We start from the raw sequence: 14,289 nt of genomic DNA on the forward strand, positions 1-14,289 counted from the left end.
GAATTGGCGGAGTGGGTGGGTTGCTGGAGTATTGCGCGCCCGCTAATCGTCTGTCCAACACCGTTGACGTCTAGTGTCATACCCCCGAGGTATGGCAGGCCTCACCGTCCCTGGTCGGTACGGGCCGTGTAGGGGGTCCGCTCCTCCTCGTACAGCCGATAGATGAGTTCAAGCATCTCCCGAATGTCCGGCGACTCGTCGAGCGCACGCATGCTCATGATGATCGGGGATACCAGCGTGGGGTCGTCCAGTTCCTTGTAGCTCACGTCGTCTCGCTTCAAGCCGTGCACGCTGCTTGGAACGACCGAAATTCCTTCTCCCGCTGCGACGAGACCCAGCGCAATCTGCAACTCACGCACTTCATATATCTTGCGAGGCTCGAGCGCGCGATCCTTGAATGCGGCAAGCACCTGGTCCGCATAACTGGGCCGGGGTGCCTTCGGAAAGACGATCAGCGTCTCGTTGATCAGGTCGCGAAGCGCCAGGATGGGCTTGGCGAGTGAAAGCGGATGGCCCTCCGGGAGCGCAACGATCATCTGCTCCTCGCGAAGAATCACCCGGCGGATGTTCGCGTCCTCATGTCGAATCCGGCCGAACCCGACATCGATCCGACCGTCCTTCAGCGCCCGAATCTGGTCCATCGTAGACATCTCGTGCAGGCTGAGTTCGACGGTGGTGTTCTCGTCGCGAAAGCGCCGGATGATTTTCGGCAGCATTCCGTATAAGGTCGAACCCACGAACCCGACCGAGAGACTGCGCTCGATATTACCCACGCGCCTCGTCATCGATTCGAGTTCGGCTGTCTGAGCCAGCAACTGCACGGCGTGCGAATAAAAGAACTTGCCCGTCTCCGTCAGCTTGAGCGGCCGGGAGTTGCGCTCGAAGAGTTGTACGCCCAGCGTCTCTTCCAGTTGTTGTATCTGACGGCTCAGGGGCGGCTGCGCGATATGCAGCCGCTGCGCTGCGCGCGTGAAATTGCGTTCCTCGGCTACCGCGACGAAATAGCGAAGATGCCGCAGTTCCATCTCAATACCTCCTGGATATAGCCCAATACTAAATCAGTGTTGGACGGGGCTTTCCAGCGTCCATTATCCTGCATTCACACTCTGATTCGCAGCCGATTATACCTTCCAGGCATATCCAGGCCGGCGCCGAATCGAGGGTTAACCCCCACCAAAATATAGAGATCCAGGAGCAGACATGAGCGTGAAAGTGTTCGATACGAAGGAAGTGCAGGACCTGCTTGCGGCCGCTGCCAACCTCGGAAGCCAGGACGGCAATGCTCGCGCCAAGCAGATCGTCCAGCGCCTCTTGGGCGACTTGTTCAAAGCCATCGACGACCTCGACATGACGCCCGATGAAATCTGGGCCGGCGTGCACTATTTCAACAAGCTCGGCCAGGACGGCGAAGCGGCGTTGCTTGCCGCCGGCCTCGGCCTGGAAAAGTATCTCGACATTCGCATGGATGCCGCCGACAAGGAAGCCGACATCAACGGTGGCACGCCGCGTACCATCGAAGGCCCGCTGTATGTCGCGGGTGCGCCGGAGCGCGATGGCGTGTCGAAGATCGACCTCGACCCCGACGCGGATTCCGGCCCGCTCGTCATCCGCGGCACCGTAACCGGCCCGGACGGCAAGCCCGTCGCGAATGCGCTGGTCGAATGCTGGCACGCCAACTCGAAGGGCTTTTATTCGCACTTCGACCCGACCGCCGCGCAAACCGACTTCAATCTGCGCGGTGCGGTCAAGACGGGCGCCGACGGCAAGTACGAATTCCGTACGCTGATGCCGGTGGGCTACGGCTGCCCGCCGCAAGGCGCGACGCAGCAGTTGTTGGACACGCTCGCCCGCCATGGCAACCGTCCGGCACACGTGCACTTCTTCGTTACCTCTGACAAGTACCGCAAGCTGACGACGCAAATCAATATCGAAGGCGACCCGCTGATTTGGGACGACTTCGCCTACGCCACCCGCGAGGATCTGATTCCGCCCGTGGTCGAAAAGAACGGCGGCACGGCGCTGGGCATGAAGGCAGACGCATACAAGGAAATCGAGTTCAACATCGCGTTGACGCCGCTGGTTCAGGGCAAGGACAACCAGCTTGTCCATCGGCTGCGCGTATCAGCGACGGCGTAACCGCTCGACGCGGCGGCCAGGTCTTAACACTGCCGCCGCTCAATTCTTCGCAAGAATCATTCGACGCCAATGCAAGGGTTCCATACCTGGAGCCGCATAGGGAGAGCACACATGTCCGCCATTATCGACAAAGCCAGGCAACTGGACGAACTGTTGCACACCGCCGTTCAGGACGACAAGCAGGCCGGCGTATTCCGTTGCCGCCGCGACATCTTCACCAACGCCGATTTGTTCGAACTGGAGATGAAACACGTCTTCGAGAGCAACTGGGTGTACCTGGCGCATGAAAGCCAGGTTCCCAACAACAACGACTACTACACCACATGGATTGGCCGCCAGCCCGTGGTCGTCACTCGCGACAAGACCGGCGAACTGCACGCGGTCATCAATGCCTGCGCACACAAGGGCGCGATGCTGTGCCGGAAAAAGCATGGCAACAAGGGCAGCTTCACTTGCCCGTTCCACGGCTGGACTTTCTCCAACGCGGGCAAGCTACTTAAAGTAAAGGACAACAAGACCACCGAGTATCCGATTCAATTCAATACTCAAGGGTCGCATGACCTGAGAAAAGTTGCGCGCTTCCAGAACTATCGCGGCTTCCTGTTCGGCTGTCTCAACGCGGATGCGATCCCGCTCGAGGACTACCTCGGCGAGACCAAGGTCATCATCGACCAGATCGTCGACCAGGCTCCGAACGGGCTGGAAGTGTTGCGCGGCAATTCCTCGTACATCTACGACGCCAACTGGAAGATGCAGATGGAAAACGGCTGCGACGGCTACCACGTCAGCACCGTGCACTGGAACTACGCCGCGACGATGGACCGGCGCAAGGTCGACGGCACCAAGGCGGTGGATGCGAATAGCTGGAGCAAGTCGGTCGCGGGCGTGTACGGGTTCGAGCACGGCCACATCCTGTTGTGGACCAAGACGATGAACCCGGAAGTGCGGCCGGTCTATCAATATCGCGACGAGATCAAGGCACGCGTCGGCGAAGTCAAGGCGGATTTCATCGTCAACCAGACTCGCAACCTGTGCCTGTATCCGAACGTGTTCCTGATGGATCAGTTCAGCACCCAGATTCGCGTGGTGCGCCCGTTAAGCGTGGACAAGACCGAAGTCTCCATCTTCTGCTTTGCCCCCAAGGGCGAGAGCGCAACCGATCGCGCGACCCGCATTCGTCAATATGAGGATTTCTTCAACGTCTCGGGAATGGGCACCGCGGATGACCTCGAAGAGTTCCGCGCTTGCCAGGTGGCCTATTCCGGCACCACTGCGTTGTGGAACGACCTTTCGCGCGGGGCGCCGTTGTGGGTCGATGGCCCGGACGAGAATGCGAAGCGCATGGGTCTCAAGCCGGTTATCTCGGGCGAGCGCAGCGAAGACGAAGGCCTCTTTGTATGTCAGCACGAATACTGGGTGCACGTGATGCGCGAGGCACTGAAGAAGGAACAAGAGGAGGCACTGGCATGAGCTTCGACTACCCGACAATCTGCGCCGCGCTGTACCGCGAAGCGCGCCTGCTCGATGACCGTCAATGGGAAGAATGGCTTGCCTGCTATGCCGAGGACGTCACCTACTGGATGCCGGCGTGGGACGACGACGACCAGCTTACCGACGACCACGAGAGTCAAATCTCGCTGATGTATTACCCGGATCGCGGTGGCCTGGAAGACCGTGTGTTCCGCATCAAGACCGAGCGCAGCAGCGCTTCGATGCCTGAGCCGCGGACCGCCCACAACGTCACCAATGTGGAAGTGCTGGCCGAACGCGACAACGAAGTGGACGTGCGCTACAACTTCAACACGCTCAGCCACCGGTACAGGTCCACCGACTTCTTCTTCGGCACGATGTTCGTCACGCTGCGAAAGGTCAACGATGCCTTGTTGATTTCCAACAAGCGAATTGTGCTGAAGAACGATTACATCCGCCAGGTGCTCGACATTTATCACGTTTGATGTCGAGCGTCAGCAGGAAACTGAAAGTAGAGGAGACAACATGTCGAGCTACAACATTGCACTGAACTTCGAGGACGGCGTGACCCGCTTCGTCGAATGCAAGGCCGGCGAGAAGGTCCTGGATGCCGCCTTTCGCGCCAGGATCAACCTGCCGATGGATTGCTCCGATGGCGTGTGCGGCACTTGCAAATGCCGCGCCGAAAGCGGCAGCTACGATCTGGGCGACGACTATATCGAAGACGCCCTGAGCGACGACGAGAAGGAGAGTGGCCTCGTGCTCACGTGCCAGATGGTGCCGCAAAGCGACTGCGTGATTGCAGTGCCGGCGTCTTCCACGGTATGCAAGACCGAGCAGAGCAAGTTCGCCGCGACGGTGGCGAAGATCGAGCCGCACAACGATGCGGCCGTCGTCCTCGAACTCGACGTGGATGCTGTCGCGCCCGTGTTCCTGGCCGGCCAGTACGTCAACATCGATGTCCCGGGCAGCGGCCAGCATCGTTCGTATTCTTTCTCGTCGGCACCGGGGCAATCGAAAGTCAGTTTTCTGATCAAGCGGATTCCCGGTGGCGTGATGAGCACCTGGCTCGACTCCGCGCAGCCAGGCCACAAGCTGGAGCTGACCGGACCGCTGGGTAGTTTCTATCTGCGCGCCGTCGAGCGGCCCTTGTTGTTCCTTGCTGGCGGCACGGGCCTGGCACCGTTCCTGTCGATGTTGGAAGTGCTGGCTCGCACCAATTCGCAGCAGAAGATTCATCTGATTTATGGCGTGACGCGAGACCTCGACCTGGTGCAGGTCGATGCCGTCGAAGCGTATGTGGCGAAGTTGCCGAACTTCAGCTACACCACGGTCGTGGCCGAGGCGGAGTCGAACCACCCCGCCAAGGGCTGGGTGACGCAACACATGCCGGCCGAGGCGCTGAACGATGGCGATGTCGACGTGTACCTGTGCGGCCCGCCGCCGATGGTCGATGCCGTGCGCAAGCACTTCGATGATAACGGCGTGAAGCCCAACAGCTTCCATTACGAGAAGTTCACTCCTAACGTCGCACCGGTGACCGCATGAGCACGCAACGATTTGCTGGCAAGGTCATGGTTGTCACCGGCGCCGCGCAGGGCATCGGGCGCAGTGTCGCGCTGCGGGCGGCCGCCGAGGGTGGCCGGGTGTTGTTCGTCGACCGCGCCGACTTCGTTTCTGAAGTGGCCGCCGAGGCGAAGGGCGCGGATACGGCCGGGTTCGTCGCCGACCTCGAGACGTACGAAGGCGCGGCTTCGGCGATGGCTTTTGCGGTAAGCAAGTTTGGCGGCATCGACGTCCTGATCAACGGTGTCGGTGGCGCGATTCGCATGCGTCCGTTCGGCGAGTTCGAGCCTGCACAGATTGATGCGGAAATCCGCCGCTCGCTGATGCCTACGCTGTACACCTGCCATGCGGTGCTGCCGCACCTGCTCAAGCGCGGCGGCGGAACCATTGTCAACGTCTCGTCGAATGCCACGCGCGGTATCCGTCGCGTACCCTATTCGGCGGCCAAGGGCGGGGTCAATGCGATCACGCAGTCGCTCGCGATGGAATATGCGGAGCACAACATCCGCGTGGTCGCCACCGCCCCGGGCGGGACCGACGCGCCTCCACGCCGCGTCCCGCGCAATACTGCCGGCGACAGCGAGCAGGAAAAGGCCTGGATGGGCGACGCGGTGAAGCAGGTCACTGAATCGACCTTTTTCAAGCGCTACGGCAGCATCGATGAACAAGTCGCGCCGATTCTGTTCCTCGCGTCGGACGAGGCAAGCTATATCACCGGCAGTGTGTTGCCAGTGGCTGGCGGTGACACGGGCTGACGCGCGACGACTCGCCGTATGGGCGTGGCCGCAGAGCTTCTGAAAACGCCGGTGTGGATTTTCCTCGCACCTGGCACGCGGGCAGGGATACACGCCGGCGGCAATGATCGAGGCGGGACTGTAGAGGCTTTACACTGCCTTGCTGTTTACCCCCCGACTCTCAACTCACAACAATACCGCTTGCTGCAACAACTCCAACGCTTTCAGCTCGTCCAACCGGCCGGTGCGTGCTTTGCCTGCCAGCGTCTTGATCAGCGCCTCGGCTATCGGTTCGATACCTTGAAGGTTTTCGAGGCTGGTCACGGAAGTTAAGGGGCGGGCAATCGCGGGTAGCTGCAAAACTGCGGCAACCGGGCTCTGTTCGAGCGTTGCCGGGAACGAGGTGTCGCTTTCTTCAAGTGACGGACCCGCAAGCTCAGTGACCGGATCGTCCTGATGGCTGTCGACAATCGGCTCTTTCTCGCTCGAAGCGCGGGCTGAATCAGGCGCGCTTTCATCCGCACGCGCGCCCGGTCGTTCTTCCTGCTCGGATGCCCTGCCGCGCGAAGCAGGAAGAAGCAAGCGGGACACGGATTCCGGAATCTCTGTCTCCGAACGCGGCGTATCCAGCCAGCCGTTTGGCAAACCCAGGCGCTCCGTGAAACGATTCGCTTCGACATCGTCCATACGTTTCTTGCCATGCAGCCGATGGGCCATGTTGGAACCGGTAAGCCCCATGACCACGCCAAGCCGCACTTTCGATCCGTTGCGAGTGGTGAGAACGTGGAGATTGGCACGACGGATATTTTGAACGGCAGCGCTGTCATTCAACGCCAGCGGTTGCTGTTGACTCGCCTTTGGAGAAGCCTTGGCCTTCACCGGAGCGCTCTTTGCAGCGGTGCGAGCGCCAGGCTGCACAGCGGCATTTCTACTCTTCTGGGCGACGGTCGGCGATCCGCCAGTTGCTTTCTTTGGCATTTCCGGTTCCTCTGGCAAACGATCTTTGAATAATGGTTGTTGGCTGACTTTTGGGTCGGAAGCCGGCTTGACCGTTTCGGATAAGACTTCTGGTTCGTCATCCGGTTGGACAAAGTCCAATGGCGATTTCAGACGAGCGATGGTTTCCGGCGCGAGCACAGGATTGGGCTGGTCAAAAAAACCGTGCGGCAGCCCAAGCGTGGTTTCCATGTGAAAGGCCGTCTCCGGCGTGAACCGTTCGCCCTTCATCAGTTCGGCCACTCGCGTGAGATTCGAATCCAGCCCTAACGCAATGTTCTCCGCACCTACCGCCGCGACCAGCAACTGAAACGATCGCGTTTTGAAAATGGAAGCGGTCTGAGCCGGGTCTCGAGCAGGCGGCCCCTTCGCATAAGGTTGACCCTGTCGGTTGGCCGGCGATTTTTTTGCGTGACGCGGTTGGCGTTGGCCGCTGTCACGAGCTCCCGAGTATCGCTCGCGCGCTTGACTCATGAAATTGGGCTCCTGCCATGGTTTGAGACTGGTGTTGCGATTATAGACGAGGCGATGTTGAGGTTTCGTCGCTTGATGTCAAGGCCAAGGTTCGCTCGCGCGCACATCTGGCCGATGCGAACCATGCGTTGTTCCTCTGCCGCCACGCTATTCGTATGAAAAGGCGCTGCCGAATTTCTCGATGCGTTCGAGCACCATGCCCGAGCCGCGTACGACGCAGGTCAGCGGGCCTTCGGCGACGAGCACCGGCAAACCGGTTTCTTCGGCGAGCAGGCGATCGAGATCACGCAATAGCGCGCCGCCGCCCGCGAGCATGATGCCGCGCCCGGCGATGTCGGCGCCGAGTTCCGGCGGCGTTTGTTCGAGCGCGATCTTGACCGCCGAGACGATCTGGTTCAGCGGATCAGTGAGGGCTTCGAGGATTTCATTGCTGGAGACCGTGAAGGCGCGCGGTATGCCCTCGGACATATTGCGCCCCTTCACTTCTATTTCCCTGACTTCCGAACCGGGAAACGCGGAGCCGATTTCCTTCTTGATGACTTCGGCGGTTTGTTCGCCGATGAGCATGCCATAGTTGCGGCGGATGTAGTTCACGATAGCGTCGTCGAACTTGTCGCCGCCGACGCGCACCGAGCCCTTGTACACGATGCCGCCAAGCGAAATGACGCCGACTTCGGTGGTGCCTCCGCCGATGTCGACGATCATCGAGCCGGTCGCTTCGGACACCGGCAGGCCGGCGCCCGTTGCGGCGGCCATCGGCTCTTCGATCAGGTAGACCTGCGACCCGCCCGCACTGTGTGCAGCTTCCCTTATTGCACGGCGTTCAACTTGTGTCGACCCGCACGGCACGCAGATGATGATGCGCGGCGCCGGCGCAAACAACCGGGGCGTATGTACCATCCGGATGAACTGCTTGATCATCTGCTGGGTGATGTCGAAGTCGGCGATCACACCGTCCTTCATCGGGCGGATCGCCTCGATGTTGCCCGGCACCTTGCCGAGCATCTGCTTCGCTTCCTTGCCGACCGCCAGAATGGTCTTCTTTCCATTTGGGCCGCCTTCCTGACGAATCGACACGACGGACGGTTCGTCGAGGACGATCCCCCTGCCGCGCATGTAGATCAGTGTGTTCGAGGTACCGAGATCGATCGCCAGATCGCTGGAAAAGTAGCGTAGAAAACCGACCATTCGAAATCCTGTCTCGCTTGATCCCGGTGCGACCATACGGCGGTCGGAAGAGGGAAGAATAGCAGTTTCGGATCGGGCGACGCTACTTCACATGCCGGGCTATCCAGTACTCGCTCTGGCGTGAGACGTCGCTTTTATTGGCTCGTCATGACGCAAGACCTCGTGTGCGCGGGGGCACCGTTCGCAGCCGACGGGCATGTCACTATAATGGGAGACATGGCTGGGCCGTCGAATGGGAGCCGGAGTCAAACCTCCGGATATTGAAGCAGGGCGTCAGCATCAGGCATGCTGGCCGTGCGCGAGGTGCCAGCCATGACGTCGGACACACGGGAGAGTTTGATCGCGCTCGAATGGAACAGGCTGAAAGTGATCGAGGCTGTCGCCGAAACGGGCCTCGAACCCAAGCGTCGAGTCGCGTCTGAGAACCAGTAAATCAAGAGCCCGGACCGTGCTCGCGCGCGTTCCGGTGGTTGACTTTGAGGAGGGAAATGTTCGTGGCTAACGATAAGATGCTGGCACAAATGGCGCAGAAGCAGGGCTTTATCGCCGCACTGGATCAAAGCGGCGGTTCGACGCCGGGCGCGCTAAGGCAGTACGGCATTCCGGACGACGCCTACAACGGCGACGCCGAGATGTTCAAGCTGATGCATGAAATGCGCGTACGCATCATCACCGCGCCCGCGTTCACGGGGGAGAAGGTGATCGGCGCGATTCTCTTCGAAGCCACCATGGACGGTCAGGCGAACGGCAAGCCGGTGCCTGCGTTCCTGTGGGAAGAAAGGGGCGTGGTGCCGTTCCTCAAGGTCGACAAGGGCCTCGAAGCGGAAGCCGACGGCGTGCAGGTCATGAAGCCGAACCCCGGCCTCGATACGCTGCTGGAACGCGCGGTCAAGCTCGGCATCTTCGGCACGAAGATGCGTTCGGTGATCCAGCACGCGAACGAGAAGGGCATCGCCGCCGTGGTGAAGCAGCAGTTCGAAGTGGGCGCGCAGATCATCGGACACGGTCTCGTGCCGATTCTCGAACCCGAAGTGTCGATCAAGAGCCCGGACAAGAAGGGCGCGGAAAAGATCCTGCGCGATGAGTTGCTCAAGGGCCTCGACGCGCTGCCCGAATCGAGCCAGGTGATGATCAAGCTGACCATCCCTGACGAGGTGGATTTCTATCGTCCGCTGATCGAGCATCCGCGGGTCGTGCGCGTGGTCGCGCTGTCGGGCGGCTATACGCGCAGCGATGCGTGCAAGCGCCTTGCCGAGAACCACGGCATGATCGCGAGCTTCTCGCGCGCGCTTATCAACGAGCTGAAAAAACCGATGAGCGACGACGAGTTCAATTCGACGCTCAAGGAATCCATCGACGAAATCTACGACGCGTCCGTCAAGAAGGTCTGACGGTTCGACGGCAATGAGGCCATCTGTCCGGCCTCATTGCCGCGAGTTCCTGCGCGTCGTTCACCTACGCCGTGCCCTGAGCCTGCGACGCCATCCGTGCCGGCGCATTGGTGGCGCCGTATCCATCGTATGCGTTCACTCGCTGTACCACTTCGAAGAACAGGCCGTCGTCAATGCTCTCGGTGTAGATGTGGAAGTAGTCGCCGGCCTGGGACCGGTCGAACAAGACACCGGCGCTTCGCATCCGTGTCAGCAGGTCTTGATCGAGGTCGACGCGCGTTAGCAAGTCGTCGTAGTAGTTCTCCGATATCGGCACGAAACGCACGCCGTTAGTCCTCATTCGCGCCACGGTGTCAAAGATATCGTTGCAGTTCAACGCGATGTGATGGAAGGTCACTCCGCCGCCGGCCGCGACCGTGCGGGCGGTGCGCGTCCTCTGACCCGGGGAGACGTTGAGCACGAGACGCATGCTTCGGTCCGCGTTCGCCAGGCCGCGACTGCGCACGAGGCCGAACGGGTCGGCCAGTTCCAGGCTCTCGCCCGGCTCCAGCCCAAGGACCGCTCGCGAGAACAGAATCCACGTATCCAACTGGTCGACGGCGAGCCCGAGCGCGACGTGATCGATCTGCTCCAGGCCGGCGCCGGGCGCGGTGCCTTCGGGCGCGTCGTCGAGCACGAAATCGGCCTCGTAGAGTCCGTTCGGTCCGAGATCCGACGACACGAAACTGACCAGGCTGCCGCCCGGCGAAACGATCGCGGGAACATGCTGCTCGGAAGGTCCCACGGGACCGTCATAGCGCTTCGAATGCATCGCGGTTGCGCGGCCAACGGCGCGTTCGGGATCCGCGGTACGCACGGCGAGCGCGCATACGGACAGTCCATGCGTTTCGAAACGAGCGCGCGCAAACGAGTTCGGCTGAGCGTTGACGATCAGGTTGATCTCGCCCTGCCGGTACAACACGACGGCCTTCGAGCGATGCTTTCCCGCGCGGCGAAAGCCCAGTCGTTGCAACAGCTTGCCGAACGCTTCCGCCGATGCTTCGTCCGCGGCAAACTCGATGTACGAAAGCCCCGCGATATCCGGCAGCGGCGGCGGGCTATACAGTTCAATGCGTTGCAGCACGCGTTCGCGTTGCTCCGCGTACTTCGTCGGGTCCGGCTTGCTGTCCTGCGCCGAGGGCGCTTCCAGGCTGCCGCGCACCTGGCTTTCGAGGTAGAGCAGCGAGCGCATCGCGTCGACGGCGATGCGACGGTTGGGCGTCTCGCGAAACACGTCGTTGAAGATTTCCAGCGACAGCGGCCCGGTATAGCCCGCCAGCAGCACCTGTTCGAGGAAGTTTGCCATGTCGAACTGCCCCTGGCCGGGAAACGAGCGGTAATGCCGCGCCCATTGCAGCACGTCCATCGAGAGCAGCGGCGCGTCGGCCATCTGCAGGAAGAAAATCTTGTGCCCGGGGATATCGGCGATGCCGGTGGGATCGTCCTTCAGCGAGAGCGTGTGAAAGCTGTCGAGAATGAGCCCGAGGTGCGGGTGGTCGGCGCGTCGCACGATGTCCCATGCCTGACCGTACAGGTTCGTCTTGCGGCCCCACGCGAGCGCCTCGAAGCCGATCCGCAGATTGCGGGACGCGGCGCGCGAGGCGAGTTCGTGCAATTGCGCGGCGGCGAGTTCAGGGTCGTCGATCGTCAGCGGCGACGTGTTCGAACAGCACAGCACCATCGATACGTCGAGTTCCTGCATCAGGTCGAACTTGCGCTCGGCGCGGTCGAGGCTGCGCTGGAACTGCGCCTCGGGCATGCCTTCGAAATCGCGGAACGGCTGATACAGGTCGATGGTCAGGCCCAGATCGGCCACCATCGCCCGCACTTGCGCAGCCGAGCCCCTGTAATTGACGAAGTCGTTTTCGAAGAGTTCGATGCCGTCGAAGCGCGCGGCCGCGATAGCCTCGAGCTTTTCGGGCAGCGTCCCGCTGAGTGACACGGTAGCAATGGTTCGGCGCATGATCGTTTTTCCAGTGTCGATGTTGGTGTCGTTGCTGGCGTTCCGGCGTGTGGCGTGCGTTGCGCGTGCGTGGAAACCCTGAGGCGCCGAGCGCCCTTGCAAGTTGTATCAAGGATGGCGCTTGCCGATCATTGCGATTGTTGCCGCGCAACAATCCACCAACTTGTGTGTTCGCCGTCAAGCATAGGCCAAGTGCCGAGCGCGCGTTCGGGCAGGTTCAAGTCATTGATACTCAGTGACGCTGCGTGCGGAAACCTCTGCATTCCATGTTACATGGGGAAGCATGTCGACGGAAACGCCGCTCGCGTTCGACGGTTCAATAAGAGGGAACATTCCTGTCGTCGACATCGGGGCACTCCTGTAACGTCATCCGGCGAATGCAGCGGCGGCCATCGTGGCTTACCCAGTTCTATACGTACGTCTCGTCAACAATAGAGATGTTTACTTCGCATGCGAATGTTATATACTTCGCATGCGAACGTTAATCTACGTTCTAACGCGTCAGGCGTGCATACCCGTAGTTAGCCTGAGCAATTCTTAGGAGGCGAGCCAATGAATCCGGAAGTAAATGCAGAACTTGCAAATGGCGTGCTGGTCGTAACGATCTCGCGGCCAGGAAAAATGAATGCCATTACAAACGAGATGTATGCCGCGCTTGCGGATGCCGTCGAGCGGGCAAATGTCGATGATGAAGTTCGCGCGTTGTTGATTCAGGCTGATGGAGACACGTTCACGGCCGGCAACGATCTCGCGGAATTCGCCAGGCAGGCCCAGGGCGACATTCCACAGGAACGCCACGTAAGCCGCTTTCTTCGAAATCTGGCCAACGCGACAGTGCCTGTCGTAGCCGCTGTGCAGGGTAAGGCGGTCGGAATCGGTACGACGATGTTGCTCCATTGCGACTACGTGCTGTTGTCCGAGGAGGCGCAATTGATGACCCCCTTCGTGAATCTGGCCTTGGTTCCGGAGGCCGCCTCAAGCTATCTTCTGCCGTTAAGGATTGGACATGTCAGGGCATTCGAAATGTTCGCCCTTGGCGAACCGGTTTCGGCTGAGTCTGCGGTTGCCTGGGGCATTGCAAACCGGTTGATGCCCGCTGCGGAACTGCATGCGGAAGGGCGCCGAATTGCCGGGAAGATTGCCACCAGGCCCTACGGGTCACTGACGGCAACGAAACGGCTCATGCGCGACGCGGAGCGACTGGTAGCCCAGATGGACCAGGAAAGCACCGTATTCGTCGACCGACTCGCAAGCGCGGAGGCGAAAGAAGCATTCCTGGCGTTTGCCGAAAAGCGCCGCCCGGACTTCACGAAGATTGCGCGCTGATTGGACCGGCATACACCGCCGGGCAGAATGGCGGCACGGCGGTGCCGCCATTTTCACGTGTGCCCTTATGTGGCTTCCTCATCGACGTCGGGAAACTTGTCCTGCAAACTCTCCAGCCAGCGTCCAACCACGTCGATCTCCGACTCTGTAAATCCCTCCGTCATGCGGGCATTCAACTCGGCAAGACCCGACTTCGCCCGCTTCAGTGCGGCGCGTCCTGCGGCCGTTAGCCAAAGTCGCGATGCGCGTCGATCGAGTTCGTCCGAATGGCGTTCAACCAGACCGGCCCGCTCGACTCTATCGACCAACCCGCTCATTCCCGGCGCCTTGAGATCGAGCGCAGCAGCCGCCTCGCTTGTGAGGGCTCCGTCGTTTTTCCCGAGAAAGAACAGCAGCCCCGCCTGCGCTGCGGTTACTCCGCCTGCGGCTGTCCGAGCCTGCGACCACCGATTCAGGCGCCGTTGGCCCACATTGAGCAGATAGACAAGCCGATGATCCATGTTTCAACCTCACCTGTTGCGCTTCCGAGGATGGAGCGTCTTCGATGGAAGTTAGTTCGTATGCGAAGTTTAATGTTAGCACAAGTCGTATCGGACGACGGGTGAGGGTGGTGGTGTGCGCCGACGTGATCGTCTATTCCACGGCATCGGGATGCCGTGAAGTTTCGGTGCGGTCGCACTGCGGATGCTGAGATAGTCACTGCGGCGTTGTCTCGCGGCGCCACTGGCTGCTACGCATATTTTGCTTTGGCCCGAGTCCTCGGCTCACGTGGGGTCGGACGCGTGCTCAGGGTTGCGGGTATGGCACTGCCAGCAGGAATGATCGTGCTTGGCTACCGGCTCGCGATCCCCAGGCGTTGGACAACTCCGTGGTCGCTCGGTAGCTCGAATCTATAAATTGACATAACGTAATTTATCAACTTTTTATCATGTAGCGGCTAAGTTGTAATGTCCGCTTTTAGCCAAGTTCAAATGTCCGCTTTCGGGCTCATCGTAAGCTGACCGGT

General features: G+C 60.5%; 12 protein-coding genes. 7 read left to right on the forward strand and 5 right to left on the reverse strand.

Going from position 1 to position 14,289, the window contains the following annotated elements:
* Positions 1–101: 101 nt before the first annotated feature.
* Positions 102–1,025 (reverse strand): LysR family transcriptional regulator, encoded by a 924-nt coding sequence (locus tag AWB68_RS07615; RefSeq protein ID WP_087643733.1) that lies wholly within the window; start codon positions 1,023–1,025, stop codon positions 102–104.
* Positions 1,026–1,200: 175 nt separating this feature from the next.
* Here AWB68_RS07615 and catA point away from each other — a divergent pair, with 175 nt between their 5' ends.
* From catA to benD, 5 genes are all read left to right on the forward strand, one after another.
* Complete coding sequence (gene catA, locus AWB68_RS07620) at positions 1,201–2,136, forward strand: catechol 1,2-dioxygenase (protein WP_087643734.1); 936 nt, start codon at positions 1,201–1,203, stop codon at positions 2,134–2,136.
* A 111-nt stretch (positions 2,137–2,247) separates the two neighbouring features.
* Positions 2,248–3,606, forward strand: coding sequence for a Rieske 2Fe-2S domain-containing protein (locus tag AWB68_RS07625; RefSeq protein ID WP_087643735.1), 1,359 nt, complete (start codon positions 2,248–2,250; stop codon positions 3,604–3,606).
* On the forward strand, positions 3,603–4,091 hold the full coding sequence (gene benB / locus AWB68_RS07630) for a benzoate 1,2-dioxygenase small subunit (RefSeq protein ID WP_087643736.1): 489 nt from the start codon (positions 3,603–3,605) through the stop codon (positions 4,089–4,091). The genes AWB68_RS07625 and benB overlap by 4 nt, the downstream gene beginning before the upstream one ends.
* 40 nt (positions 4,092–4,131) lie before the next feature.
* Positions 4,132–5,154, forward strand: a complete 1,023-nt coding sequence (gene benC / locus AWB68_RS07635) for a benzoate 1,2-dioxygenase electron transfer component BenC (protein ID WP_087643737.1) — start codon at positions 4,132–4,134, stop codon at positions 5,152–5,154.
* Positions 5,151–5,927, forward strand: coding sequence for a benzoate diol dehydrogenase BenD (benD, locus tag AWB68_RS07640; RefSeq protein ID WP_087643738.1), 777 nt, complete (start codon positions 5,151–5,153; stop codon positions 5,925–5,927). The genes benC and benD overlap by 4 nt, the downstream gene beginning before the upstream one ends.
* 165 nt (positions 5,928–6,092) lie before the next feature.
* On the opposite strand, the gene AWB68_RS07645 is transcribed toward benD, so the two are convergent.
* Both AWB68_RS07645 and AWB68_RS07650 read right to left on the reverse strand, forming a co-directional pair.
* Positions 6,093–7,376, reverse strand: coding sequence for a hypothetical protein (locus AWB68_RS07645; protein WP_087643739.1), 1,284 nt, complete (start codon positions 7,374–7,376; stop codon positions 6,093–6,095).
* Between the two features lie 147 nt (positions 7,377–7,523).
* Positions 7,524–8,564, reverse strand: coding sequence for a rod shape-determining protein (locus AWB68_RS07650; RefSeq protein ID WP_087643740.1), 1,041 nt, complete (start codon positions 8,562–8,564; stop codon positions 7,524–7,526).
* Positions 8,565–9,058: 494 nt separating this feature from the next.
* On the opposite strand from AWB68_RS07650, the gene AWB68_RS07655 reads away from it, so the two are divergent.
* Positions 9,059–9,955 (forward strand): fructose bisphosphate aldolase, encoded by an 897-nt coding sequence (locus tag AWB68_RS07655; RefSeq protein WP_087643758.1) that lies wholly within the window; start codon positions 9,059–9,061, stop codon positions 9,953–9,955.
* 64 nt (positions 9,956–10,019) lie between these two features.
* Here the strand turns inward: AWB68_RS07655 and AWB68_RS07660 are convergent, their stop codons facing one another.
* Entirely contained in the window at positions 10,020–11,957 is a 1,938-nt protein-coding gene (locus AWB68_RS07660; RefSeq protein ID WP_087643741.1) for a bifunctional sugar phosphate isomerase/epimerase/4-hydroxyphenylpyruvate dioxygenase family protein, read from the reverse strand.
* Positions 11,958–12,509: 552 nt separating this feature from the next.
* Between AWB68_RS07660 and AWB68_RS07665 the strand changes: the two genes are divergently transcribed.
* Positions 12,510–13,283 carry an enoyl-CoA hydratase gene (locus tag AWB68_RS07665; protein WP_087643742.1) on the forward strand — a complete coding sequence of 258 codons (774 nt, stop codon included), beginning with the start codon at positions 12,510–12,512 and terminating at the stop codon, positions 13,281–13,283.
* A gap of 65 nt (positions 13,284–13,348) precedes the next feature.
* On the opposite strand, the gene AWB68_RS07670 is transcribed toward AWB68_RS07665, so the two are convergent.
* Positions 13,349–13,783, reverse strand: a complete 435-nt coding sequence (locus AWB68_RS07670) for a MarR family winged helix-turn-helix transcriptional regulator (protein WP_087643743.1) — start codon at positions 13,781–13,783, stop codon at positions 13,349–13,351.
* Positions 13,784–14,289: the final 506 nt, after the last annotated feature.

The sequence above is a fragment of the Caballeronia choica genome (assembly GCF_001544535.1).
GTDB lineage: Bacteria > Pseudomonadota > Gammaproteobacteria > Burkholderiales > Burkholderiaceae > Caballeronia > Caballeronia choica.

Bases quoted from the DNA above. Each gene is read 5' to 3' on its own strand.
- AWB68_RS07615 (WP_087643733.1), bottom strand. From the start codon at position 1,025: ATGGAACTGCGGCATCTTCGCTATTTCGTCGCGGTAGCCGAGGAACGC.
- catA (WP_087643734.1), top strand. From the start codon at position 1,201: ATGAGCGTGAAAGTGTTCGATACGAAGGAAGTGCAGGACCTGCTTGCG.
- AWB68_RS07625 (WP_087643735.1), top strand. From the start codon at position 2,248: ATGTCCGCCATTATCGACAAAGCCAGGCAACTGGACGAACTGTTGCAC.
- benB (WP_087643736.1), top strand. From the start codon at position 3,603: ATGAGCTTCGACTACCCGACAATCTGCGCCGCGCTGTACCGCGAAGCG.
- benC (WP_087643737.1), top strand. From the start codon at position 4,132: ATGTCGAGCTACAACATTGCACTGAACTTCGAGGACGGCGTGACCCGC.
- benD (WP_087643738.1), top strand. From the start codon at position 5,151: ATGAGCACGCAACGATTTGCTGGCAAGGTCATGGTTGTCACCGGCGCC.
- AWB68_RS07645 (WP_087643739.1), bottom strand. From the start codon at position 7,376: ATGAGTCAAGCGCGCGAGCGATACTCGGGAGCTCGTGACAGCGGCCAA.
- AWB68_RS07650 (WP_087643740.1), bottom strand. From the start codon at position 8,564: ATGGTCGGTTTTCTACGCTACTTTTCCAGCGATCTGGCGATCGATCTC.
- AWB68_RS07660 (WP_087643741.1), bottom strand. From the start codon at position 11,957: ATGCGCCGAACCATTGCTACCGTGTCACTCAGCGGGACGCTGCCCGAA.
- AWB68_RS07665 (WP_087643742.1), top strand. From the start codon at position 12,510: ATGAATCCGGAAGTAAATGCAGAACTTGCAAATGGCGTGCTGGTCGTA.
- AWB68_RS07670 (WP_087643743.1), bottom strand. From the start codon at position 13,783: ATGGATCATCGGCTTGTCTATCTGCTCAATGTGGGCCAACGGCGCCTG.